Origin of the sequence: Saezia sanguinis, from assembly GCF_963921665.1 — a bacterium.
Lineage (GTDB): Bacteria > Pseudomonadota > Gammaproteobacteria > Burkholderiales > Burkholderiaceae_C > Saezia > Saezia sanguinis.
Genome location: NZ_CAWUGC010000001.1, coordinates 340,542 through 365,155, shown reverse-complemented (window position 1 = coordinate 365,155; position 24,614 = coordinate 340,542). Strand labels below are relative to the sequence as shown.

15 protein-coding genes, 1 tRNA gene and 2 pseudogenes are annotated in these 24,614 nt (G+C 50.7%); 4 read left to right on the top strand and 14 right to left on the bottom strand.

Translation table 11 applies throughout. The features are described 5' to 3' along the window. The first annotated feature begins 11 nt into the window (after positions 1–11). From AACY98_RS01620 to AACY98_RS01605, 4 genes and pseudogenes are all read left to right on the top strand, one after another. The gene (locus tag AACY98_RS01620) at positions 12–1,823 is read left to right on the top strand and encodes a site-specific DNA-methyltransferase (RefSeq protein WP_339800706.1); all 1,812 of its coding nucleotides are present in this window, start codon (positions 12–14) and stop codon (positions 1,821–1,823) included. Next, on the top strand, positions 1,823–4,588 hold the full coding sequence (locus AACY98_RS01615) for a DEAD/DEAH box helicase (RefSeq protein WP_339800703.1): 2,766 nt from the start codon (positions 1,823–1,825) through the stop codon (positions 4,586–4,588). The genes AACY98_RS01620 and AACY98_RS01615 overlap by 1 nt, the downstream gene beginning before the upstream one ends. Positions 4,589–4,659: 71 nt before the next feature. Next, a pseudogene (locus AACY98_RS01610) lies at positions 4,660–4,868 on the top strand (IS256 family transposase); the annotation flags it as partial. A 23-nt stretch (positions 4,869–4,891) separates the two neighbouring features. Continuing rightward, positions 4,892–5,029: a conjugal transfer nickase/helicase domain-containing protein gene (locus tag AACY98_RS01605; protein WP_339800976.1), complete on the top strand. Its 138-nt coding sequence runs from the start codon at positions 4,892–4,894 to the stop codon at positions 5,027–5,029. A gap of 3 nt (positions 5,030–5,032) precedes the next feature. On the opposite strand, the gene AACY98_RS01600 is transcribed toward AACY98_RS01605, so the two are convergent. From AACY98_RS01600 to AACY98_RS01535, 14 genes and pseudogenes are all read right to left on the bottom strand, one after another. Continuing rightward, positions 5,033–5,422: an MmcQ/YjbR family DNA-binding protein gene (locus AACY98_RS01600; protein WP_339800700.1), complete on the bottom strand. Its 390-nt coding sequence runs from the start codon at positions 5,420–5,422 to the stop codon at positions 5,033–5,035. 19 nt (positions 5,423–5,441) lie between these two features. After that, the gene (locus tag AACY98_RS01595; protein WP_339800698.1) at positions 5,442–7,118 is read right to left on the bottom strand and encodes a ShlB/FhaC/HecB family hemolysin secretion/activation protein; all 1,677 of its coding nucleotides are present in this window, start codon (positions 7,116–7,118) and stop codon (positions 5,442–5,444) included. Between the two features lie 178 nt (positions 7,119–7,296). Then, positions 7,297–7,554: a hypothetical protein gene (locus tag AACY98_RS01590; RefSeq protein WP_339800695.1), complete on the bottom strand. Its 258-nt coding sequence runs from the start codon at positions 7,552–7,554 to the stop codon at positions 7,297–7,299. Further along, positions 7,541–14,755: a hemagglutinin repeat-containing protein gene (locus AACY98_RS01585; protein ID WP_339800692.1), complete on the bottom strand. Its 7,215-nt coding sequence runs from the start codon at positions 14,753–14,755 to the stop codon at positions 7,541–7,543. Before AACY98_RS01585 ends, AACY98_RS01590 begins: the two co-directional genes overlap by 14 nt. Before the next feature lie 588 nt (positions 14,756–15,343). Further along, positions 15,344–15,420, bottom strand: a tRNA-Pro gene (locus AACY98_RS01580). Positions 15,421–15,753: 333 nt separating this feature from the next. Further along, positions 15,754–15,997: pseudogene (locus AACY98_RS01575) on the bottom strand (MerR family transcriptional regulator); the annotation flags it as partial. A gap of 218 nt (positions 15,998–16,215) precedes the next feature. Then, positions 16,216–16,566, bottom strand: a complete 351-nt coding sequence (locus tag AACY98_RS01570; RefSeq protein ID WP_126979728.1) for an integration host factor subunit alpha — start codon at positions 16,564–16,566, stop codon at positions 16,216–16,218. A gap of 48 nt (positions 16,567–16,614) precedes the next feature. Beyond that, positions 16,615–19,056, bottom strand: a complete 2,442-nt coding sequence (gene pheT / locus AACY98_RS01565) for a phenylalanine--tRNA ligase subunit beta (protein WP_339800689.1) — start codon at positions 19,054–19,056, stop codon at positions 16,615–16,617. 61 nt (positions 19,057–19,117) lie between these two features. Continuing rightward, positions 19,118–20,155 carry a phenylalanine--tRNA ligase subunit alpha gene (pheS, locus tag AACY98_RS01560; protein WP_126979730.1) on the bottom strand — a complete coding sequence of 346 codons (1,038 nt, stop codon included), beginning with the start codon at positions 20,153–20,155 and terminating at the stop codon, positions 19,118–19,120. A 182-nt stretch (positions 20,156–20,337) separates the two neighbouring features. Further along, positions 20,338–20,697, bottom strand: coding sequence for a 50S ribosomal protein L20 (rplT, locus tag AACY98_RS01555; RefSeq protein ID WP_126979731.1), 360 nt, complete (start codon positions 20,695–20,697; stop codon positions 20,338–20,340). Between the two features lie 47 nt (positions 20,698–20,744). Further along, complete coding sequence (gene rpmI, locus AACY98_RS01550) at positions 20,745–20,948, bottom strand: 50S ribosomal protein L35 (protein WP_126979732.1); 204 nt, start codon at positions 20,946–20,948, stop codon at positions 20,745–20,747. A gap of 293 nt (positions 20,949–21,241) precedes the next feature. Continuing rightward, on the bottom strand, positions 21,242–21,796 hold the full coding sequence (infC, locus tag AACY98_RS01545) for a translation initiation factor IF-3 (protein ID WP_126979733.1): 555 nt from the start codon (positions 21,794–21,796) through the stop codon (positions 21,242–21,244). A gap of 63 nt (positions 21,797–21,859) precedes the next feature. After that, positions 21,860–23,779, bottom strand: a complete 1,920-nt coding sequence (thrS, locus tag AACY98_RS01540) for a threonine--tRNA ligase (protein ID WP_339800683.1) — start codon at positions 23,777–23,779, stop codon at positions 21,860–21,862. A gap of 243 nt (positions 23,780–24,022) precedes the next feature. Continuing rightward, on the bottom strand, positions 24,023–24,481 hold the full coding sequence (locus tag AACY98_RS01535) for a hypothetical protein (RefSeq protein ID WP_339800680.1): 459 nt from the start codon (positions 24,479–24,481) through the stop codon (positions 24,023–24,025). Positions 24,482–24,614 lie beyond the last annotated feature (133 nt).

The following is a 24,614-nucleotide window of genomic DNA, read 5'->3' as shown; positions in this document are numbered from 1 at the left end:
AGGTAAAACGAATGAATAAGCAAAAGTTAGAACTAACATGGATCGGGAAGGAAAAGCGGCCAAAACTGGAACCACGCATTCTGCTTGAAGACCCGGAAAAGTCGTATCACGCTAAACAACGCGTGACGGACAGTGACATCTTCAACAACTGGCTGATCTTTGGCGATAACTTGCTGGCGTTAAAAGCGCTGGAGCAGGAATTTACTGGGAAGGTGAAGTGCGTCTATATCGACCCGCCATTCAATACGCAGCAAGCATTTGAGCACTACGACGATGGATACGAGCATTCCATCTGGCTTGGACTCATTCGTGATCGCGCCGAATCACTTCGCCGCCTGCTGTCCGATGACGGAACACTGTTCGTTCACATTGACGACAACGAGCTTGGCTACTTGATTGTATTGCTAGACGAGGTGTTCGGGCGGGCAAACCGAGTTTCGGTTGTGTCGTTCAAGCAGGGGTCAGCGACTGGCCACAAAGCAATCAATCCGGGCGTTGTAAGCATCACGAACTTTATCCTGATCTACGCGAAGAACAAGACATCGTGGTCACCGAATCGAATTTTCACAGCTCGCACCCAGCGAGACAAACGTTATGGGCAGTTCATCGAGAAAATTAATGAGCCGTATCGCGGCTGGCGCTTTATTACCTTAACCAAGGCGTTTGCTCAGAGTCTCAGACTTCCTGAGAAAGGGGTCAAGAAAGCTCTCGGTGAGGAGTATGAAAAACTACTATCAGAATTCGTGATGAAAAGTGCGGAGCGTGTGGTTCGTCTTGCGCGTCCGGACTACAACGCGGTAAGCAATGAAGCGAAGGAGATGATTGACAAATCGAAGGCTCAGCCAAACGAAGTTTTTTTACTTAAGCGCGAGTCGCACTCGGACATGTACTTTGTAAATGGAGAGCGAATCCTTTTCTATTCAGACAAGCTCAAGCTTATCGACGGTCAGTATGTCGCGGGAGAACCACTCACAAGCCTATGGGACGACATCCTATCAAACAATCTGCATAACGAGGGTGGCGTTGAGTTCCCAAAGGGCAAGAAGCCTGAAGCGCTCATCAAGCGGTGCTTTGACTTGGCAACCAAGCCGGGAGATCTCGTTCTTGATTCATTCGCCGGCTCTGGAACGACTGGTGCGGTTGCACACAAGATGCGCAGGCGCTGGATCATGATCGAGCTTGGACAGCACTGCCATACCCACATCATTCCGCGCTTGAAGAAGGTAATTGATGGTGAAGATCAGGGGGGCATCTCCAAGGCAATGAATTGGCAAGGCGGCGGCGGCTTCCGCTATTACAGCCTCGCCCCAAGCTTGATTGTCAACGACCGCTGGGGCAACCCGATCATCAATCCAGACTACAACCCCGCACAACTGGCTGAAGCATTGGCCAAGCTGGAAGGTTTTGCCTACGCACCTTCAGAAACCCGTTGGTGGCAGCACGGCCATTCCAGTGAGCGTGACTTTCTGTTCGTCACGACGCAAAACCTGTCTGCTAACCAGTTGCAGGCTCTCTCTGATGAAGTAGGCGGCGAGCAAAGCCTACTAGTATGCTGTTCGGCTTTCCGTGGCGTAACGGCAGCACAGGCCTCACAACGTTGGCCAAACTTGACGCTGAAAAAGATTCCCAAAATGGTGTTGGCCCGTTGCGAGTGGGGGCATGACGACTACAGCCTGAATGTGGCCAACCTGCCAATGGCAGAGGAAGAAAATATGGGATTGACGGCTGTTGTTGCTACCAACAAAACCAAAAATAAAAAAGCTGCCTTCACAAACCCAGATCAAAGCGGTCTGTTCGAGCAGAATGCTGGAGAGGATGAATAATGAACATCGCCCAAAGTACCCGCGCTTTCCATCACGTCAGTGGCCGGTTGTCTCTGCGCCCTCCGCAGTCGGAATCCCTCTCCCGGCTGGTGCGTGCCCTTGAGGCCTCGCCAGAGTTGCTGACCCACAAGCGCGACGTTTCATCCATTCTTTCCACGCTCAAGGCTGAATTCAGCACATTAGATGACTTCGAGCGTGAATTCCCCTCTCTGTGTTTTGCACTGGCCACAGGTGTTGGCAAGACCAGGCTGATGGGAGCTTTCATCGCCTATCTGCATCTGGCGCACGACATCAATAACTTTTTTGTACTCGCGCCCAACCTGACGATCTACAACAAGCTGATTACTGACTTTACACGTAACACGCCAAAGTACGTGTTCAAAGGCATTGCTGAGTTCGCACAACAGTCGCCATTGATTATTACTGGTGACAACTACGACCAAACTGGTGCGGCGGTAGGTAATCCGCCGACAGGTTTTTCTCATGATGTACTCATTAATATTTTTAATATATCCAAGATTAACTCGGAGGTTCGCGGCGGAAAGGAGCCACGCATCAAGCGTATGCGCGAAGTGTTGGGTGACAGCTACTTCAATCATTTGGCGAACCTGCCTGATCTGGTACTGCTGATGGACGAGTCTCACCGTTATCGGGCACAAGCTGGAATGCGGGCGATCAATGAGCTTAAACCTCTGTTTGGTCTGGAAGTGACGGCTACCCCGTTCGTTGAGTCCAGCAAAGGGCCGGTGCCGTTCAAAAACGTGGTGATGGACTACCCACTGGCGCGGGCAATGGAAGACGGCTTCGTCAAAGAGCCCGCTGTGGTAACCCAGCGCAACTTCTCGGTATCAAACTACAAACCAGAGGACATTGAGAAGATCAAATTGGAAGACGGTGTGCGACTGCACGAAATCACCAAGATAGAACTGCTCACCTACGCCCGTGAGAATGGTGTGCAGGTGGTCAAGCCTTTCATGCTGGTGATTGCGCGCGATACTACGCATGCAGCGCAAATTAAGGCGCTGATTGAGTCAGATGCCTTCTACGAAGGTCGCTACACCGGCAAGGTGATTCAAGTCGATTCCAGTCGTACCGGCGCGGAAGAGGAGGAAATGATCACGCGCCTGCTGGCGGTGGAAAGTGTTGATGAGCCAACTGAGATCGTGATCCACGTTAACATGCTCAAGGAAGGCTGGGACGTAACCAATCTCTACACCATCGTTCCGCTGCGTGCGGCCAATGCCCGCACACTGATCGAGCAGAGCATTGGTCGAGGTCTTCGCCTGCCTTATGGCAAGCGCACTGGCGTGGAAGCGGTGGATCGTCTGAACATCGTTGCCCATGATAAGTTTCAGGAAATCATCGACGAGGCAAACCGTGGCGATTCGCCGATCCGTCTGAAACAGATCATTCTCGATGCGCCTTCTGCCAACGACAAGAAAGTAAGCGTACAAGTTGGAGCCAACACGATGGCCTGGCTTGGTTTGGCAGCCCCCCCTGTAGTGGCACCAACCGATGGAAGCGCTATAGGTGGCGGTGATTCCGCGCCGTCGTCCAGTGTTACTTCGCCTACGCCGGTGTTTACCACTGAGACTGAGAAGCAGGCTGCGCGTGTGGTGGTTGAAGTGATCAACAAATACGAGACCAAGCGCGATCTGGTGCCGACCAGCGGCGCACTACTGATGCCTGAGGTGCAACGCGCCATTGTGGTGGAGGTGGCTGAGCGCCTGAAGCCTGTTCAGGGCAATCTGTTGGCGAATGTGGATGAGGCTACACCTACATTGGATTTACTTGCTGTGGTGGCAAAAACGACCGAGATTGTGGTGCAGCAAACCATAGATATTCCACGCATTGCTGTGGTACCCAAAGGAAAGGTTACCACGGGCTTTCATCCATTCACACTAGATGCAAGCCGGCTTCACCTACAACCGGGTGAGCGCGAGATTGTCGGACAGATGCTACGTACAAACGAACAGTTTACGCTGGCGGCGGAAATAAGCCTCAAGGAGCAACGCCCTGAGGATTACATCGTCCACGCACTGGTGGATTTCGACGATATCGATTACTTCACTCATGCTGATCTGCTCTATGACCTTGCTGGCCAGATGGTGCAGCACCTGCAAAGCTACCTGACGGCGGATGAAACGATTAGCGTGCTGGATCAGCAACGGCGGTTAATTGCGCGTGAAATCCACGCACAAATGATGGCCCACTTTTGGGAGCAAGTCACCGAATACGAAGTGCAGGTTAGTCGCGGTTTTACCGCGCTTAAGCCTTGCAATTACACTGCCACAGCAGGCCAAACAACGCACCATTTCCGCGAAACCGTTGCCGAAGTCAGCCACATCAAACAAATGCTGTTTGGTGGCTTCGCACGCTGCCTATATCCGTTGCAGAAATTTCACTCGGACACGGAGAGACGCTTTGCAATCATTCTGGAGCGTGACGCCAACAAATGGTTCAAACCTGCCAAGGGACAGTTTCAAATTTTTTATAAATTAGGTACCGAGCAACCGGAATACATCCCGGACTTCGTGGCTGAAACCAACTCAACGATTTTCATGGTAGAAACCAAGGCGCGCGGCGATATCAACACGCAAGAGGTTCAGGCCAAGGCCGCTGCTGCCGTGCAGTGGTGCAAGCATGCATCGGATTTCACAGTAAGCGTTGGCGGCAAGGCATGGAGATATCTGTTAGTACCCCACGACGAGGTAAGCGAATCGATGCGGCTAACAGATTTCTTGCGGTTTGAAATGAAAGGGTAACTTGAAGGAATGCTGACATGAACCATGCCTAACTACGTTTTCAGGCTGATTACCGCGCGGTATCGAAAGCGGCGGCAGAATCGGTGCGCCGCCTGTTCCGAAAATTGACCAAAACCAAAAGCGCTTTCCCCAATGAAAACAGCCTGCTCAAGCTGCTTTATCTGGGACTGCAAAACGCACAGGAAAAATGGACCATACCCCCATACGCAACTGGAATCTGACTTTATCGCAGTTAGCCATTTACTTTGAAGGACGACTCGATCATGCGCTAACTTTATAATGTCACACTCTGCCTGACACAGAATTCTGAACGCTCTCGTTTCAGGGCCTCGCAAAACCCGAAAACTCCATGGTTATCTGCTGGCCAGCCCCGAACTGATCATGCCAGATATTCCTTTTAACAACCCTTACTTGTCGTTATTGGGAAACGAAGAAGATTAAATATTATTTTGTCAAATCAAAGCTATGATCTATTAAGGCGTAAACCTCTTTTGCCGCAACAGTGCCATCCAGAAGAATCGTCAGCCAATGCTCCTTGTTCATGTGGTAACCGGGAAAATAACCCGGTGTTTGTCTTAAGACCCCGCTGAGCTCGGGCCTGCATTTGACATTCATAATTTCGGCCCGACCCTCACCTTTTAATCCCAGCGTGCTTTTGGAAAGCATCATTAAAACGCCATACCATTTTCTGTTACCAGCATGTCTCAAGATGGCGTTGTTGGGTGTTTTTTTCCAAAGATACTCAGGCTGTGTCCCATATTTGTCCACCACATATTGCAGAACTCTGGATCTGTCTATCATTTTCCCTTCTCCAGTTCCTTTTTGTTTTTGCACTCACCTAAACACCATCTCTTTAAAACCCGACATTCAGATTAAACCCCGAAGTCCATTTAGAGGTCTCGAAGCCATCGGGCTTATGCAGCCATGTCCCCATAAAAACATCATACCTCACATGTTTGGTCATGCTGCCCCTAAGACCAAGCACCGTACCCGTCAGATTCTGACCCACCTGATAGCGCGTCGCCTGTCCTGCAACACTGCCAAAATCCAGCCCCCAATAAAGCTCCTGGCCCGTGGTAAATACCTGCCAGCCCAGGTCATTGCGTAATAACCAGCCACGATCCCCCATCAGCGTATTGCGTCCGTCAAAGCCACGTACTGTATAGCGCCCCCCAATAGAAAACTGATCCTGTGGAATCAGCGGGGTGTCGTTCCATTGAACACGTAAAACGTTACTGTAGCGAAACTGCTGTTTGCCCACCTTGAACGGCAACATCAGTGAAGCATCCAGATTATAGATTTTCATGCGCGAGGTTCCCTCTCCCGTTTCCTCCAAAGGAGAGCGCAACGCTTCCAGTGCGCCTGTACCCCGGCGGTAAGACAGATTGGCATTGAATACCGCGTTGCCTATGAACTGACGGTAATTCGCTCCAATCTCCCAACCCGCTGTGCGACGTTTCTGGTTTTGGATTTCTGTATCTTCTATATAGTTTTTTGAGCGCCGCTGCCAGCCACTTACATAAAAGTTCATCCTGCGTATCGCATCCCGGTAAACGCGCCGGGTGAGTGTGATGTCCATATTCTGGCTCGTGCCCCTATAGTCATAATCCCTACTACTTCCCGCAATCATCTGATGATAGTTGTAGTAGCTGGCATTCAAACTCAACAGCCAGTTGCCTTTTATGGGTACGGAGTAATGAACAGCGTATCCTTTGGAGCGCCCATCATTGCCATCCCCCAACCCGTGGTTATAGCTGACATAAAAAAGGTCGCTGAGTGCAAATGGATTGTCATACGCAACGGTCAATGCGCCCTGATAACGACTGGTATCGAGGCTTCCTCCATCGTCTATGGAAAGGTTCAACCGCAAAGGGAATGTTTCTTTCCAGTAGATGACAAGATCGCTCTGGCCGGTGTCGCCTACTGGTTCGATCTGTATATCTACATCGGTTGTTGGTACTCTTTTAAAGACTTCCAGTGCCTGCTCCAGATCACGCAGGTTTAATAGGTCACCCTCACGCATGGGCAATGCACTGTGCCAGTTAATGCGCGTATCAGAGCCTTCTCTCCATCGGATGGCATGAATTCTTCCAGGAGTAAACCCCAGCTTTAACACACCTTGCGTCAAATCCTGCTCGTCAACTGTAACGCGACTTGTGATATAGCCTTTTTCTACAATGGCGTTTTGTATCCGGCCCAACACGATGTTAATACCGTTTGCCCCCAGGCAGCGGTTAAGTGCCGGGTCAAGCTCTCTTTGGCTATTGCGATCTGCTGCTTTGAGTGCCCATTGGAATTTTTCTGCCAATTCACCTTCCAGTTCCATGGCATGGATCATAAAGCAAGGGGTTTCATCAGGAATTTTGTCTACAGCCAGGGGCATTGGTGTAATTTGCAGGCCGGGTTCATCTGCAACAGACTCCATCTGGCGTTGCAGGGCTTCTTCACGTTGTTGTTGCCGGATGAATTCCGAAGCGGCATTATGGGGTATGGGTATCTGAGCCTGAGCAGGCACAGTCAATGTTGCCAAGACAACGGCAGCCAGTAATGTGCTTGTTTGAGGAAATTTGGGACAAAAGAACATAACACCCTTTGAACAGGTAAAGCTATTAACAAATCTATTAACGGGGAAAAGCGTAAATACCAGCGCGGTAGTAAAAAATCAGAGACTGCACCACCTGTCTGACTTGGAAATCTATTTTTTTACTTTAGTGACGCCCTGTTTTTATTTCGCGCAAGCGTGCCAAAAACAAAACTAAACCTATTGGAAATCCAATCAATGCAAATTTTGCATGCTCAGCCACTAAATCCCAAGTTAGAACATATTTAAACACTCCTATCTTTTGATATGCCACACAAACAGCAATAAAATGAGCAAAAAATGCTATGACAAAAAAAAGAAGGTAACACCCTATACAAAAAATGCATAATGCTTTCAATATCCCCTTCATATTAATTGCTGCCATCGTTTTCCCTTTTAAGTATTGATTGCAATTGATTTTGGGTGTATTCAGCAGCACCAGATTCTGCAACGTTTCCGAAATAACTGGGGAGGTTACTAGGCGTACGGAACTTGGTAAGCTCTATAACGGTGCCATTTTTCCATTGCTGTAAAACGATTTCTTGTTGATATTTATAATTAATCGGATTTATTTGTGCATTAGCCAATTTTGTGATGGATTGCCCTACCCCCCAGCCAACTCCTGCGGATAGTCCTGAACCAGCCATACCCCATAAAATACTTTCCCCCTTAAGTCCGGCTGAGAGGCCGCCTCCAGCGGTATTGGTTCCAACCGTCACCCAAAAACCACCGCCAGCCCCTCCAGTGACGCCCCCAACCGTTGTAGCAATAGCAACATCAGCCCAGTTGATATCTCCTGTAAGCCAATACTGAATACCTGCGTTTGCCCCACCGGAGATACCTGCACCCACTACGGCGCTTTCCAACGCAGGTATTGAGATCGTTCCCTGCAACGCCGGAATACTGGATATACTTTGCGCCGCAGAACTGGCTGCATTCTTTGCAACTGTTCCCGCCCCAACAAGTTTGAGCACACCACCCGCACCGATGATGTACGTCTCCGGCATTACCTGCTCTATGGTTCCAAACGGGCTTCCATAATAATTACTCCAAAGGTTCTCAAGTGCCGAGCCCAGGTAGTTGCCCGCCGTATTGGATACACTCCAGTAATCATCATCGTTTTGCGGATACGCTGCCAGTATCATTTCATTGTTGCGCTGCTCGTCTGTGGCGCTAAAGTAATATAGCGGGTTGCCGTAGTAATCTTTCTCGCCTGTAATCTCCTGCCCCGATATTTCTTTTAATGCCCTATAAGCTCCAGCCAGGTCTGTCACCATATCGGTGATTCTGTCGCTGGCGTTCTGGTGCGAATACGCACCTCCCAATTGCGCCTGAAATTGCAGCATCTGGTCAATGTAGTATTCCGTAGCGGCTTCTGACTGGGTATCTACCAGATAAAGCGCAGCGGTCTCATAAGTCTTGTACCAGTAATTAATCTGGTCTTGTGTGCAAGTGGGGTTATTCTCACAGGCCTTTTCTTTAGCCAGTTTAGCCAGCACAGCTTTTTCATCATTATGCAGCTGCCTGTTATTGATATCCTGGTTAAAGGCGGCACTCGCTCCGGTATTGCCTCCAAGCACGCCACCAATACCCGCAGCAATACCTGCGCCTATAGCCTGCTTGACCCCATCGGGCAAGTCCTTGGTGATCTCATTCATCTGCCCGGCAACCAGGGCGCTTCCTCCTGCTCCCAGCGCACCACTCAAGTCCCCGGCAAGCCCTCCGGCGATGGCGTGTGCAACCACCTTGTAGACGCCACCTTCACCCCAGCGGTTATATTCCTCCCTGAGTTCGGCAAGCAGTTGCTGGTTTTCCGGGGTATCTTCTCCAAGCATTAAGTCGGCTACCTGCTTTTGAATGGCGGCCTGCCGGTTTTGCGCAAACGTACCGACACCCTTGGCTGCCTGTGAACTGAAGTTGGCAAATATCTGCGCTTCAGCCTGCACCTTGTCTAAAAGTTCCTGCGTATCCCAATCCTTGGCAAGTCCTCCGGTAGCCATACCGGTCTGTATGTTGGTGTTGATGTTATTGATAGTTTCTTCTGCGGTTTGCACTGTTTTCTGTTTCTGGCCTTCTTCATCTGTGATGGTGATCACCCCATTGCTGATACCCGCTACCGTAATGCTGGAGTCAAACCCGCTGTCCTTGGAAACACCAGCCATACTCCCCGCAGGGGAGAGCGCATTACCACCCCCGCCAGAAACCCCCATCGTCAGGGTACTGCCCTTGGCATCATAGCTGCTCACATTGATCAGGTCTTGTGTGGTCAGTGTCCCTGTGGTCAGGCTGTTTTTGTTGTTTTGTGCGGCGTTTTCTGTACTGGCAATAATGCCGCCAATCAATGCCGTATTGCCTTCTACATTGATATCAAACCCGCCGTCTCCGGCCATGATGCCTGCGTACTCATTGGCACTGATGTAGGTGCCACTGGCATTTGCCTTGCTGTGTCCAACGCTGCCACCAACAACACCGCTTAAACTCACACTCAGGCTTGCAGAAGTATCTTTCTGCTTGCTTTGGCTGATGCTCACGTCTTGCAGCGTCTGGATGTTGAGGTCACCGCCAATATCGGCAATCACGGTGTTTCCTGCAAGCTGTCCGCCAATCAGATTCGCATCCCCTCCGGTAACAACGGTTAATGTGTTTCCAGCTTCTACGCTGCCATAGCTCCAGGTCTGGTCAAGGCTATTGCTGCTGCCTTTACCCTGGCTTGCCCCCACACTGACACTTGGGCCACCTGCGCCAACACTCACCCCCACAGAAGCCGAAGAACTTTTATTGCTACTCAAGCCCATCTGCGTATTTTGCGCAGCTTTCACATTGAGCTGGTTATTGGCAATGAGCGTGATATCGTTTTGTGCGGTAACAGCGCTTCCCTGAATCAGGATATTGCCGCTATCTTTATTCCCCTCGATATCATTTTTATTTCCAGTTGCAACCATATTGATGTTGCCACCAGCACTGACGTTGGAGCCTTTGCCCGTATCACTGGTCTCCATGCTCTGGCTCTTGGCTTTTTGGGTTCCAAAGCTCACACTTAATGAGCCCACACTGCTTAAGTTGCCACTGGCAAGGTTTTTAACACTATCCACCGCACCATCATAATTGGTGTATACATTCAATGCCACCGCCCCGGCAGCCAGCGCATCCATCCTGGAACTGCTGGTTTTATCACTGGCATCACTCATCTGTTTGGCCTGTTGTGCCATGCTCACAAGCGGACTGCTTACACCAACGGTCACACCACTCTTTTTATATTCATAGGTTTCTATGTAGGTACTGGTTTCCCGCGCTTCTTCGATATGGATGTCCTGTGCAATGACATTGATATCTCCTTGCAGGGCAAGGACATCACTTCCCACCTGGTTATACGTGCCTTGCTGCGCACTGATGGTAATATCCCCACCCAGACTTCCCAGCGTTGTGCCCTGTGCCCCTTGGGCAATGCTCAGTTCTGTCCTGGTGGTCTGCTCCTTGCCAATGCTGATTCCCGCCCCACCTGAACCCGTAACCCCACTCTTTTGAGTCTTGTTGTAGGTCAGGCTCGTGCTGTTGGTTTCCCCAGCCGCTACATTGATGTTGCCTTCCTGGGATACCAAAGTGAGGTTCTCATCGGCAATCACGCTGCTGGCTGTGTAGTTCTGATCGCCCGTGGTCACGACCGTGATGTTCTTTGCCCCCAGGTTTGAGCTTGAGAGTCCCTGGCTATCCTCATAGCTCATGGCGTGACTCGTCTTCTTGCTCATCGTGCCCTTGTGTTCGGTATAGCTACTGCCCATCGCGGTATCGCGTGTAGCTGCTGCGCCAATGTTCACTTCTTTGGCACTCAAGGTCAGGTCGCCATCCATGCTTTCTACTTGTGAACCCGTAATATTGATCTGATTATTTGCAACCAGTGTAATATCACCCATCGCCTGAATCTGCGAAGCATTCTGAGTGGTACTCTCCTTACTGTACCAATTCATCGCGTCATAATTAAAGGATTCACTCCTGTAGCTCTCCAGGCTTTGCAGTTCAATGTTGTTGCCTGCCACCAATACAGTTTGTGCAGTTTCTTCCTGTGTTCCCTGCGCCGCATTGATGATCATGCCACCCGTATTGGTGATATCGCCTCCTGCCTGGATATAAATCTGGCCTGCATTGGTGCTACTGGTGTTGTTGGCCTGCGAACCTGTTTGGCTCTCTGTTTCGATATCCACTTCCTGTTGATCTTCTTGTTGACCTTGTTGCTGACGGTTTCCACTCAGGTACACCGCCGCCACATTGCTGATGTCCTTCACCGTATGGTGTTCCGTTTGGCTCTCAAACGTGGTGCTTTGCTGCGTAAAGTCACCCCCGGCCACGATGGTGATGCTGTTATCGGCACTGATCACGCCACCCGTGTTGGTAATATCCTGTGTGGCTTGCAGGTAGGTGTCATTGCCATGCAGGTGTCCCAGTTCATTGGTGATGTTTTGCGCACTTACAATCAAGGTGTTTTGTGCGGCTATGGTGGCGCTGTTGTAAAAATAGGTTGGGTTGGCTGTATGGTTTGCCAGTTCTGTATCGCCTATGACCACATTGCCCGCACTCACCAGTGCCCCGTCCGTTGTCAGCATACTGTTGCCGCTTTTAAGGTAGACCTGCGGCACCAGTACCGTTTCCACGCTCCCGTCTGGTAATGTGACTTCCTTGCTCACCAACCACACCATGTCGGTGGTAAGCACACTCATCTGCTCGGCGGTAAGCGTTATACCCGGCGTGATATTGAAGTCCTGCGCAAACTCCACACCGGCAACCATCAGTGCCTGATACATTTCCTCATTATTTTGATAACCCGCTAAAAAATGGTAGCCGGTAAGCTGCCCCACCTGTTCACGGATCAACTGCTGTTCATAAAAACCATCTCCGAACCTCTTTTGCGCAACCGCCGGGTCAAAGCCCAGGGCCTGGAGCATATAATCAGAAGATAGCCATGTGCCGTAGTTCGTAAACCGGGGATCGGTTTCTATGAGGTAATTACTGTTGGTTCCTGGGTTGATCTGGTACAGGGCATTGTTGCTCATGCCCGGTAGGTTGATGCTTCCTGCGCTGCCTCCTCCATTGCTACCGCTATAGCTGGCGTTTTGTTCATATTGAGCTATACCCAAATCCGTCTGGGTTGAGTTTACCGTTGTGGGGGCGTAAGTGACAGGAATAGACCATGTTCTGCCACTGGCATCGCGTATCGTCATCACCTGCGTGCCAGCGCGTACCACACTGTCCTCACCCTTGGTGGCGGTATTGATGAGGGTGTCAGCGTAGATGGTTTCTCCAGCCATTACACGGCTGTTGTCGTTGGTGAGTATCCCGTTGATGGTGATGTTGCCTGCGGCAAGGATTTGTCCAGGGTTGGAAGCAGTGACTTCGGTGCTGTACTGTGTTTCGGTATACTGGTGCAGGGTTTCGGCACTGACTTTGCGGTTGTCAAAGTCGCTGTTGTAGTCCATGATCACCAACCCCAGGTTCCAGTAGGCACCTGTATTATCCGTTTGCCATTGGACAAGGTCACTTTGGTAGGTGTCATACAGGGTCTGCTGCTGCGTGGAGCACGAGATGACCGCGCAGTCTACCGCTGGCGCTATGGGCGCTGCGCTAGGGGGCGTTAAATTAAATACATTCCAGATGGAATCATCGGGCGCATAGGCATCCAAGTTGGGTACACCCCCAACCAGACCGGCTTCATACAGCCCACCAACAGAAAGAACATAATCGGTTTGGTCTTTGGTGTAGACACTGGAAGGAATCAAGAGGAAGTAGTCCGAACTGGTTCCAATAAGGCTGATGGTGTCGCTGATGCTTGCGCCCTTGCCAATCGAATAATAGCTGTAGCTGCCGTTTGACCCCTCACCAATGTAGATCACATCGGCATTGTCCCACGAGAGACTCCCCAGCGGGATGTCATGGGTAAACTTGTTTTGTGTATCGACCACAATTTGCTGTGTGGCCAATTCACTGTTGAGGTTCTTGACATCTACCGCTGTGATGATGATGTTGCCACTGCTGTTTTGTGCGGTTCCCGCCGCTTCAATGATCGCCCCATCATTGGTAATCAGTGTGGCGCTGCCTGTGGCTTCATGGCTGGCATCAAGACTCCCGCCAATGGTGATATCGCCTGCACTGTAGATGAGGGCGTTGCCCTCATTGGTGAGTGTATCGGCTCCAATATGCAGCCCAGCACGCGCGGCAATGACTGCGGCACTTGTCTGGCTGCCCACCGTTTCAGCGTGGTTGTGAAGAATGCGTGCATCAATCGCGAGGGTATTGCCATAGATGCGCCCTGTGCCTACATTGTCCAGGGCATTGGCTTCAATGTGTACAGCCGCACCGTCTACCAGGCCCCGGTTGGTGAATGTAGTGGCTTCAATCGCAAGGCTCTTCTGTCCAACGATTTCCCCATCTTTGCTGTTGCCAAGGATGTCTGCAATGATGCTGGCATTGCCTCCTGCGATGAGGATGCCGTCATTGGTAAGGTGATAGGTGGCATTCAGGTCAAGGTTGCCTGTTGTGTTCAGGCTGTTGTCGCTATTAAGCCCTGCGGCAATCAGTGCATCAGACTGGTTGTCAACTGCTTGTGCATTAACACTGAGGTTGCCCTGCGCGGCAAGGGTTCCAGCGTTGGTAAGCGCCGCACCACTTTGCACACTGGCGCTGCCTGTGGTGTAGAGCGTTCCTGTGTTGCTGATATCATCAGCAGCATTAATCTGGATGTTCGCTCCATCTCCGGTACTGTTAATCCGCCCCTTGTTAATCAGCCTGCCTTCAGCGGTCAGATGCACTTCCCCGGCACCCGCCATAATCTGGCCTGCGTTGTTGACCCCAACGCCGTGTTCTGTACCTATCAGATATATCTTGTTTGAGTACATACCACCCAAAAGAGCCACATCAATGGCAAACTGCGGTTTGTTTGCCGTATCGGTTGTTTCCATGGGCGTGCCATCAGGGGCAAAGGTGCCTGTGCCTGCGGCTACCGTCAAATGGTTGGCCCATAGCCCGGCGTTAATCTCCACCGCACGGGTAATGATGGTGGTGTAGTCGGTATGGCTGGCGTTAAGCCCCAGGCCTGCGACTGAAATCCTGCCCCCGCCTACACGGTAGGATTCAATGGCACCCCAGGTGTTGAATTGCGGTATGCCTGTAGTTAAGGTCACGCCTGCGGCGTTGATAAAGCCCGCTCCATCCACTGAAATGCCAGCCGGATTGGCGATGATCACATCGGCCCGCTGGCCCCCGACTTCTATATAGCCGCCTAAATGGCTGGCGTTGCCTGAGTTGACTTCGTTGAGGATGACACGGGCGTTGCCATAAACCAGGTTCGCATTGCCCTGAATGTATCCGCCCAGTTGCGTGTTGGTGTTCACATTGCTGTTGTTAAGGATCAGTCCCTGGCTGCCAACATTGAACTGGTTATAGATGTTGTGGCTCACTCCCGCGCCATTAGGCGCAACAATGTTGACCACCGGCACATTGTTGCTGCCTGCGGTTGTACCCACTCCGGGCTGGTTCTGGATCGGGACGTTGGGCGCAACGACAACCTGGGCGTGGCTGGTCTGCAAATGGCCTGCCATTGAACTCAATGCTAGCAAGGCAAAAAAATTGCGTTTAAATGATTGAGGATTGGTTTGAACTCTGCCAGGATATTTTTTTGCCATATTCAATTGCTTAAAATTAAAGCGAATTGAATATCTTATTACAGATAATGAATATTATTCCAGTTTACATGTAATGAAACAGGTTATTTGTGTTAACTTGTCCACATTATTGAATATTTATGTTTTATTAAAAAACAATATTGATTAATAAGGAAATGTTTTTTAATGCAATTAATTTCAAAAAAGATTTTAAAAAGACAGGGAAGCATAGCAAACAATAGAGTGCCTTAGATACCCATACCAGACGGCCTTAATGACCAGCAACGATTGAAAAAGCAGGAGAGGTATTTCAGATCACTTTGGTACGGGCAAGACTTGTCAGTTTGGATGAAACCACACCTCTTCATTGCAACGAAAAAACGCTGCTTCAAAACCCTGTTGTTATGTATTCACAGGTACTAAAAAGTATGGTCAGCGTCTCAAATTTAGGGCCTATTTAGGGCCCAAACCCTAAAATGAAAAAGCCGATTTTCTAGGAAACCGGCTTAAGTCATTGATTTTAAATGGTCGGGGCGGCGGGATTCGAACTCGCGACCCCTTGCACCCCATGCAAGTGCGCTACCAGGCTGCGCTACGCCCCGACGTGAATTTGGTATTCTAATTCAAAATGGTTCGCGTGTCACGCAGTAGTTATTCGTCATTCAGTATTTTTTGGATCGCGAGCAATTCTTCACGCACCACTTTCCAGTCCATCGCAGACCATGCAGTATCCGTTTTATGCGACTGTGGCTCCATGGAAACAGGCACATCATTTTGGTGGTCAGAAACATCGGATTCATCTTGCCGGGAGGAAGGAAACTGGCTATCGAGTTCCGCAAAGCTCACAGCAATTTCTTCTTCATCTGCTGTTTTTTGAATAGCAGGAGATTCTGAATCGGTATTTAAGTTTTTATCGGATGAAGCATGTCCACCAGTTAGCTGTTGCCTGGCCCCACTGATGGTAAACCCCTGCTCATACAAAAGGTTGCGTATCCGCCTGATCAACAGTACTTCATGATGCTGATAGTAGCGGCGGTTTCCTCTTCGCTTGATGGGTTTAAGCTGCGTGAATTCCTGCTCCCAGTACCGCAGTACGTGCGGTTTGACACCACACAGTTCGCTGACTTCACCAATGGTGAAATAGCGCTTGGCAGGTATGGGTGGCAATACAGATGTCATGAAAGGCAGCCGAATAAATGTGTTTCGATTCGCCTTAAGGGCAATTGTTCAAATCATCAACCACTATGAAAGCGGTATTTCAGCCATTTGCCATGAAGTGCTTATTTGAAAAGTGTTCAACAAGCAAATACACAACCCGACGTTTTTGTACGATCGCCCCCCGCGATTCCTCAAGAGTAGATATTACTACAAATTAACGAAGCAAGTAATTGAAGTTATTATGATTGCTCATCGCCTGTGGCGATTTTCTGCTCTTGGACACTGCTTTTGAGCTTATTGCTGGCATGAAAGGTCACGACCCGGCGGGCTTTGATTGGCACTTCCTCACCTGTACGCGGATTGCGCCCTGGACGGGACGCTTTGGAACGGACCTGGTAGTTGCCAAAGCTGGAAAGCTTGACTTCTTCCCCACGCACCAGACTTTGGGTGATCTGGTCAAAAAATGCTTCCACAATGTCTTTGGCCTCGCGTTTGCTTAAGCCTATACGCTCGAACAGAAGTTCCGCCATGTCTGCCTTGGTCATGGTCGGCGTTTCGATTGTGGTCAAGTCAAATAAACTGTTTTCCATGACTCGCTTCCCTTCGTACTGTACCTAGATCTTGCCTAGTATCTGTTTTTATCCGCGCAATTTGGCATTATAAGCTTTTCCGGCAGCCTGAACCAATGTTGCAACGACTTCACTGATGCGCTCATCGGTTAATGTTGCAAGCTCGTCCACAAGTTCCAGCCGGAAAGCCATGCTTTTAGACCCTGCAGGCACGTCAGATACAGCACCCTCTTTAGGGCGATATACGTCAAACAGCGTAATTTGTTTGAGTATGCCGTCTTTGCTGACAGATTGCTGCATCACATCAACCAGCTGAGCATATGTCACACTCTCGGCAACAACCAGCGCCACATCGCGTAATACAGCGGGAAAGCGTGATACAGGCATATACCCGGGTAACTGAGTGTGCTGCAACGCGCTGAACTGCAGTTCAAACATCACCGGGGCGTGCGATAAATCATATTTCTGCCGCCATTGGGGATGCAACTCTCCCACCACGCCAACCACATGTTTGTTCAACACAACATGGGCACAACGCCCAGGATGCAGCATCGGATGGGATGCAGGCACAAACTGCACCTGCTGGGGCAAAAATAGTGCTTCAACATCCCCTTTGGCATCATAAAAATCTGACGCACCGGGCCTATCACCCCATTGCACCGGCTTTTTATCACCATAGATCAGCCCGGCTACGTAACGGGGCTGGGCAATGCCTTTTACAGTGGTGTCGGTATTTTCAACTGCAGCATCACGAATAAAAACATGACTCAGTTCAAAAACCTGCACCCGCTGCGTATGCCGACCCACATTCTGCCTCAGCACATTCAGCAGGCTTGGCAGCAAGCTTGAACGCATCACTTCCAGTTCGCTGGCAATCGGATTAAGTACCTCTATCGGTGTGGCATTGTCCACCAGTTCGTTTTCCCATTGACGCGGCACAAAGCTGAAATTGATGGTTTCCAGGTAACCCAGTTCAGCCAGTTTATGACGAACCTGCATCGGGGTACGTTGCATCTCAGAGCTGGTGCGTGCAAAGATAGGGGCCACTGGTGCTGTCACCGGCAGTCCATCATAGCCAATAAAGCGAGCCACCTCCTCTATCAGGTCCGCCTCTACTTCAATATCAAACCGCCAACTGGGAGGCGTCACTGTTATTTGTTTATCCCCTTGGGTTAAGGGAAAATGCATGCGTTCAAAAACACTGACACATTGTTCCTGTGTCACTGGTACGCCAATGATCTTGCTGGCCCGATCAATCCGTAATGTCACAGAACTGCGTTGTGGCATGTTGGGCTGAACATCGGTAATGACGCCACAACGTGTTTCAGGCGTACCGCAAATGCTCAGGATCAATGCCGTAATGTATTCAATGTGGTCAATGGTTGAAGCGGGATCAACACCGCGTTCAAAACGATAGCCCGCATCGGTTGCAAAATTAAAACGCCGTGAACGCCCTGCTACGGCTTCAGGCCACCAGAACGCTGCCTCGATATAGATGTTGCGCGTGGTATCAGCAACTGCCGATGCATCACCCCCCATGATCCCTGCCAGGCTTTCCACCCCTTGGCTATCTGCAATGACGCCGACCTGTTCATCCAGCGTTACGGTATTGCCATTAAGCAGCTTCAATGTTTCGCCTGTTTGCGCCCAGCGAACCTGCAAGTCACCATGAATTTTGTCTGCATCAAAAATATGGCTTGGCCGACCCAGCTCAAACATGACATAGTTGGAGATATCCACCAGTGCAGAAACCGAGCGCTGTCCGCAACGCTCCAGACGTTTGACGATCCAGTCAGGCGTTGCCACTTGTGTATTCAGGTTTTGCATCAACCGGCCTGAAAACCTGCCGCACAGATCAGGGGCCTGAACATCTACAGGCAGTACAGCATCTGTTGTAACCTGCTGCGCAGGGAACTGCAGTGTTTTCAACGGTGCACCCGTCAGCGCTGACACCTCACGGGCCACACCATACACGCTGTTACAGTGTCCCAGATTAGGGGTAAGTTTCAGCTCAAAAATCACGTCATCCAAGTCCAGCACTTCGCGGATATTTTTTCCGATCGGCGCATCAGAGGCAAGCTCCAACAGTCCACCATGATCTTCAGAGATGCCCAGCTCGCGCGCCGAACACAGCATGCCATAGCTTTCCACACCACGCAATTTACCGACTTTAATTTTGAATGGCTTGCCATCCTTGCTGTCTGCCGGTGGCGGCAGTTCTGCACCCACAGTCGCCACAGGCACACGAATACCCACCCTTGCGTTAGGTGCGCCGCATACAATATTCAGCAGTTTTTCTGCGCCAATATCCACCTGGCAAACACGCAGGCGATCTGCATCCGGATGCTGCACAGCCTCTTTGATTTCGCCCACGACAATACCTGTAAAAGCAGGTGCAGCAGGCCTCATCTCTTCCACTTCCAACCCGGCCATGGTCAGTACATTGGCCAACTGCTCGGTGTTCAGATCAGGGTTACAGTATTCTCGCAACCAGGATTCAGGAAATTGCATGGTATGTTTCTCTCGTACTATTCAATCGTTCACATAACAAAATTCGGCAGTTTTCTATGGCTTAACTGAACTGGGATAAAAAGCGCACATCGCCATCAAAGAACAGGCGCAAATCATTCACGCCATAGCGCAACATAGCCAGACGGTCGATACCAGAGCCAAACGCAAAGCCGATATAGTGCTCCGGATCCAAGCCCATATTGCTGACCACATTCGGGTGCACTTGCCCCATGCCCGAAATTTCCAGCCAGCGCCCCCGCAACGGTCCGGTATTGAACATCATGTCCATTTCGGCACTGGGCTCGGTAAACGGAAAGTAACTCGGCCTGAAACGGATATGCATGTCTTCCGTCTCAAAGAACTGATGCAGAAAATTAATATACACCGCCTTCAGATCCTTGAAGCTGACTTGCGTGCCAATCCATAAGCCCTCAAACTGGTGAAACATGGGCGAATGCGTGGCATCGCTGTCCACCCGGTAAGTACGTCCGGGCACAATCACACGGATGTCGGGCATGGTCTGCCCAGCATCTATCAGCGATTTGTATTTTTTGACATGCTGCACCGCGTAGCGAATCTGCATCGGGCTGGTATGGGTACGCAGCACATAACCCTGCTCGACATAAAACGTGTCGTGCATGGAACGCGCCGGGTGGTTTTCCGGCATATTCAGCGCGGCAAAATTGAACCAGTCTGATTCAATTTCAGGACCATCGCCCACGTCAAACCCCATAGAGGCAAAAATTTTCTCAATACGCTCCTGCGCACGGATCACCGGGTGCAATCCACCCTGGCTGCGTGAGCGTCCGGGCAAGGTCACATCCAGCGCCTCGGCCTGCAACTGTTGCGCCAGTTCAGCATCGGCCAACGCCTGGCGGCGGCTGGTCAATGCCGCTTCTATCGCCTGCTTGGCCTGGTTAATCACAGCACCCTGCTTCTTTTTTTCTTCTACCGGCAGGCTGGCCAGTTGTTTCATCTGCTCAGTAATCCGCCCGGCTTTGCCCAGGTATTTGGCTTTGGCATTTTCAAGCTCTGCGGCCGTATGGGCGTTTTCAAAATCGGACTGGGCTGACGCCACCAGTTGTTGCAGTGTATCCATATCAATCTGTGTATTTTGTTACAAACTTTTGCCAAGCACCAAAATGACAAAGGCCGAAGCTTGTCACTTCGGCCTGAAGAGCCAGGTTCTCCTTTATAGAAAACCTGCCCTGTTTCGTTTACGCATCTATGCAATGCCAGATAAAAAAATACAGTTCAGTGCATAAAGCGTCACGGCTGAAATCAGGCCGCCAGCTTTGCTTTCACCTGTTCCACAATGCTGGCAAACGCTGCCTGGTCATGGATAGCCATGTCAGCCAGCACCTTGCGGTCAATTTCAATGCCAGCCAGTTCCAGCCCGGCAATAAAGCGGCTGTATGTGAGGCCCAGTTCACGGGTTGCCGCATTGATACGGGCAATCCACAACTGGCGGAATTCACGTTTTTTGGCACGGCGGTCACGGTAGGCGTATTGGCCTGCCTTCATCACTGCCTGTTTGGCAATACGGTATACATTACCACGGCGACCACGGTAGCCTTTGGCTTGATCTAAAACTTTTTTGTGCCGTGCATGTGCGGTCACACCACGTTTAACGCGAGGCATATTATTCTCCTAAATCCGGTAAATCAAAAACGACAACAGACTGCGAATCACAGGCCGGCAAATGGCATCATTTGTGCCATATGGCCCAGATTGCTGTCATGGACATTCACAGCACCACGCAGGTGACGTTTGTTCTTTGTCGTCTTCTTTGTCAGGATATGGCGCTTGAAAGCCTGGCCGCGTTTAACGGTACCACCTGGACGAACACGAAAGCGCTTGGCAGCACTTTTCTTGGTTTTCATTTTGGGCATGACTGCTCCTTTGTTTTTGTCACTCTCAGGCGCTGCAAACTGCTTGCAGACTTCCCGGGCCCAGAGCGCTCGGACTGTTTGAAGCGCAGCTTCGAAACAGTGAAACGCGTATTCTACTACAAAAATGGCAATGTAGTCCAGAGCAGATATGGGGCAGGCCCTTACAGGGAACAACACCGTACCTCTGGGTACACAGTTTAAAACTGCAGAGTGATGCCGCCTGTTTTAAACAAAAAGGCAGCCTGCCTGGCTGCCTTTTGATTCATGGGGTGCAGGGTCGCACACCAAAACTCTTATTTTTTCTTCTTCGGGGCCAGCATCATCACCATCTGGCGGCCTTCCAGTTTGGGCATGGATTCCACCTGCGCCACATCTTCCAGCTCATCACGGATACGTTCCAGCAATTCCATTCCAAGCCGCTGATGTGCAATTTCGCGTCCGCGGAAGCGCAATGTCACCTTGCCTTTGTCGCCACCTTCGAGGAACCGTCGCAAATTACGCATTTTGACCTGATAGTCTGCCTCATCCGTCCCCGGACGGAACTTGACTTCCTTCACATCAACCACTTTCTGCTTGGCTTTGGCTTCCGCCGCTTTTTTCTGCTCGGCGTAGCGGAACTTGCCATAGTCAATCAGGCGGCATACAGGCGGGTTGGCCGTGGGTGCAATTTCGACCAGGTCGGTATCGTATTCGGCAGACAGGCGCAACGCCTCCTGCAAACTGACAACCCCCAGCGGCTCATTTTCCGGGCCATTCAAACGGACTTCCGGTGCCGTAATTTCACGGTTCAAACGGTGCTTGCGCTCAGTAATGTTATTCGGCGCGCGACGATCTGCTAAGGTAGCGATGGTTTCATCCTCTCTTCAAATTATTCAACAAAAATCAAACGGTTATTCATTGGCACAAGGCTCTCAACTCTTGGCGTCAATCTCAGAACAAACACGTTCGATCAATTCTGTCAGTGCCATTTCTCCCAGATTCTGGTTGCCACGGGCACGCACCGACACTTTCTGCTCTGCCATTTCTTTATCCCCAACCACAAGGATATAAGGCAACTTTTGCAAAGCGAGTTCCCGAATTTTATAGTTCACCTTTTCGTTGCGCAAATCGGTAACCACCCGAATGCCCCGTTTTTGCAGCGCATTTGCAACGGATTGCGCGTATTGCGCCTGCGCATCGGTAATGTTCAAAACCGCCACCTGGTAAGGCGCCAGCCATACCGGCATCGCCCCTGCATAATGCTCCACCAGAATACCAATGAAGCGTTCCATGGATCCGACAATAGCACGGTGCAGCATCACCGGGTGTTTACGCTCACCAGATTCTGCCACGTATTCGGCATCCAGGCGCTCGGGCATTGAAAAGTCTACCTGAATGGTGCCGCACTGCCACTGGCGCCCGATTGCGTCTTTCAGCGTGTATTCCACTTTGGGGCCGTAAAACGCACCGTCTCCCGGCGAAACAACAAACTCACAGCCGGAGCGGCGCAGGCTTTCCATCAGCGCATGCTCGGCCTTGTCCCAGATTTCATCAGAGCCAATGCGTTTTTCCGGGCGGGTTGCAATTTTGTAAATGATGTTGCTAAACCCGAAATCCTGATAGACCTTTTGCAGCAAGGTCGTATAGGCCACGCACTCTTCCAGAATCTGATCTTCCGTACAGAAAATATGGCCATCGTCCTGCGTAAAGCCACGCACGCGCATGATGCCGTGCAAACCACCCGAAGGCTCGTTGCGGTGGCACTGCCCAAACTCACCAAAACGCAAAGGCAGGTCGCGGTAGCTTTTAACCCCCTGTTTATAAATCAGGATATGCCCCGGGCAGTTCATGGGTTTCAGTGCATATTCACGCTTTTCACTTTCGGTGACAAACATGTTTTCGCGATACTTGTCCCAGTGCCCGGTTTTTTCCCACAGCGATTTATCCAGCAGTTGCGGGCCTTTGACTTCGCGATAACCATTGTTGCGGTATACCGCGCGCATGTACTGCTCCACCTCCTGCCAGATGGTCCAGCCTTTGGCATGCCAGAACACCACCCCGGGTGCATGGTCATCAATATGAAACAGGTCCAGTTCCTTGCCCAGTTTGCGGTGGTCGCGCTTTTCCGCTTCCTCCAGCATGGTCAGGTAGGTTTTCAGCTCTTCCTTGCTGGCCCAGGCGGTGCCATAAATGCGCTGAAGCTGCTCATTGTTGCTGTCGCCACGCCAGTAGGCGCCTGCCACTTTCATCAGTTTAAAAAACTTCAGCTTGCCGGTACTGGGCACGTGCGGGCCGCGGCACAGGTCGGTAAAACCGCCTTCTGTATAAAGCGATACCTCCTGATCGGGCGGAATGCTTTCAATGATCTCGGCTTTATACGCTTCGCCAATACCTTTAAAGTAGGCGACCGCTTCATCGCGCGGCATCACCTTGCGGGTTACCGGCTCGTCTTTGGCGGCGAGCTCTGACATGCGCGCTTCAATCGCCTGCAGATCTTCCGGCGTAAACGGACGTGAATAGGAAAAGTCGTAATAAAACCCGTTTTCGATCACCGGGCCAATGGTCACCTGAGCATCAGGAAACAACTCCTTCACGGCGTACGCCAACAGGTGAGCCGTTGAATGGCGGATAATCTCCAGCCCGTCGGTATCTTTGGCGGTTACGATTGACAGGTCTGCATCCTGGCTCAACACATAACTGGTATCCACAAGGCGGGCAGCTTCACCTGTTCCTACCCGGGCGGCCAATGCCGCTTTGGCCAGCCCTGGCCCAATAGACTCAGCCACCTGTGCCACAGTGACTGCCTGAGGATAGTCACGTTTGGAACCATCTGGAAGACGAACAGAAATCATGGTTTTTCTCTTATCAATAAAAGCATAAAAAAAGCGCGTAAACCGCGCTTATATATCAATGGGTGTGAAATAACGAATTCAATATCAATAACACCTTTACCGCATACAAGCGCAGCAGCGTACTCAACAAAAACCTTTGTTAGAAGTTCGCGGTGTCATAACCCATGGAGCCTTTCTCAGTCTTACATAAAAATCAGAATTTAAGGGAGATTTTACCCGAAAACCGCAACCCGTGCGCTTACGCTAAGGATTGCGGCGCGGAAAATCCAACAAAATAGCCTGAAGCAAGCGGTCCAGATCATCCACAGACAACTGCTGCTCTACCTGTTTGCTGTAAAAAAACACCGGTGCGCCTGGTATGGCTGGTATACCGTAGAGCCAAACCATCCCAGGCTCATGCCGATAAATCACCAGGCCATCCATATACAAGTTGTAGTTTTCCAGCACCGTTTGCATACGGTTGCGTGCAACCATGTTGCCATCAACGGCCAGTAACGCATCTTCTTGCGTAAGGCCTTGGGGAATGCGGTTTAAGAACAACTGGTCAATCCCCGTATAGGCACATTCGTAATTCTGGCAAACACTGCTGCGGTCCACCACATTTTCAGAAGGTAATGGATTGAGTTGCACCGTGCTTGCCTGCGCGCGCCAGCGGGTCATCAACACTTTGCCGTCCTGATACGCAGGTTCGGAAATATCCATAAATACAATATTCTGAGGCCGTGTTGTCATCCCCGCCCATGTTGCCATGCTGAGCAGCATAAAAAATACTGCGGCCAGAAGCAGGCATATCAAACGACCATGCCGTATTTCACGCATGGCATTTCCATAATTC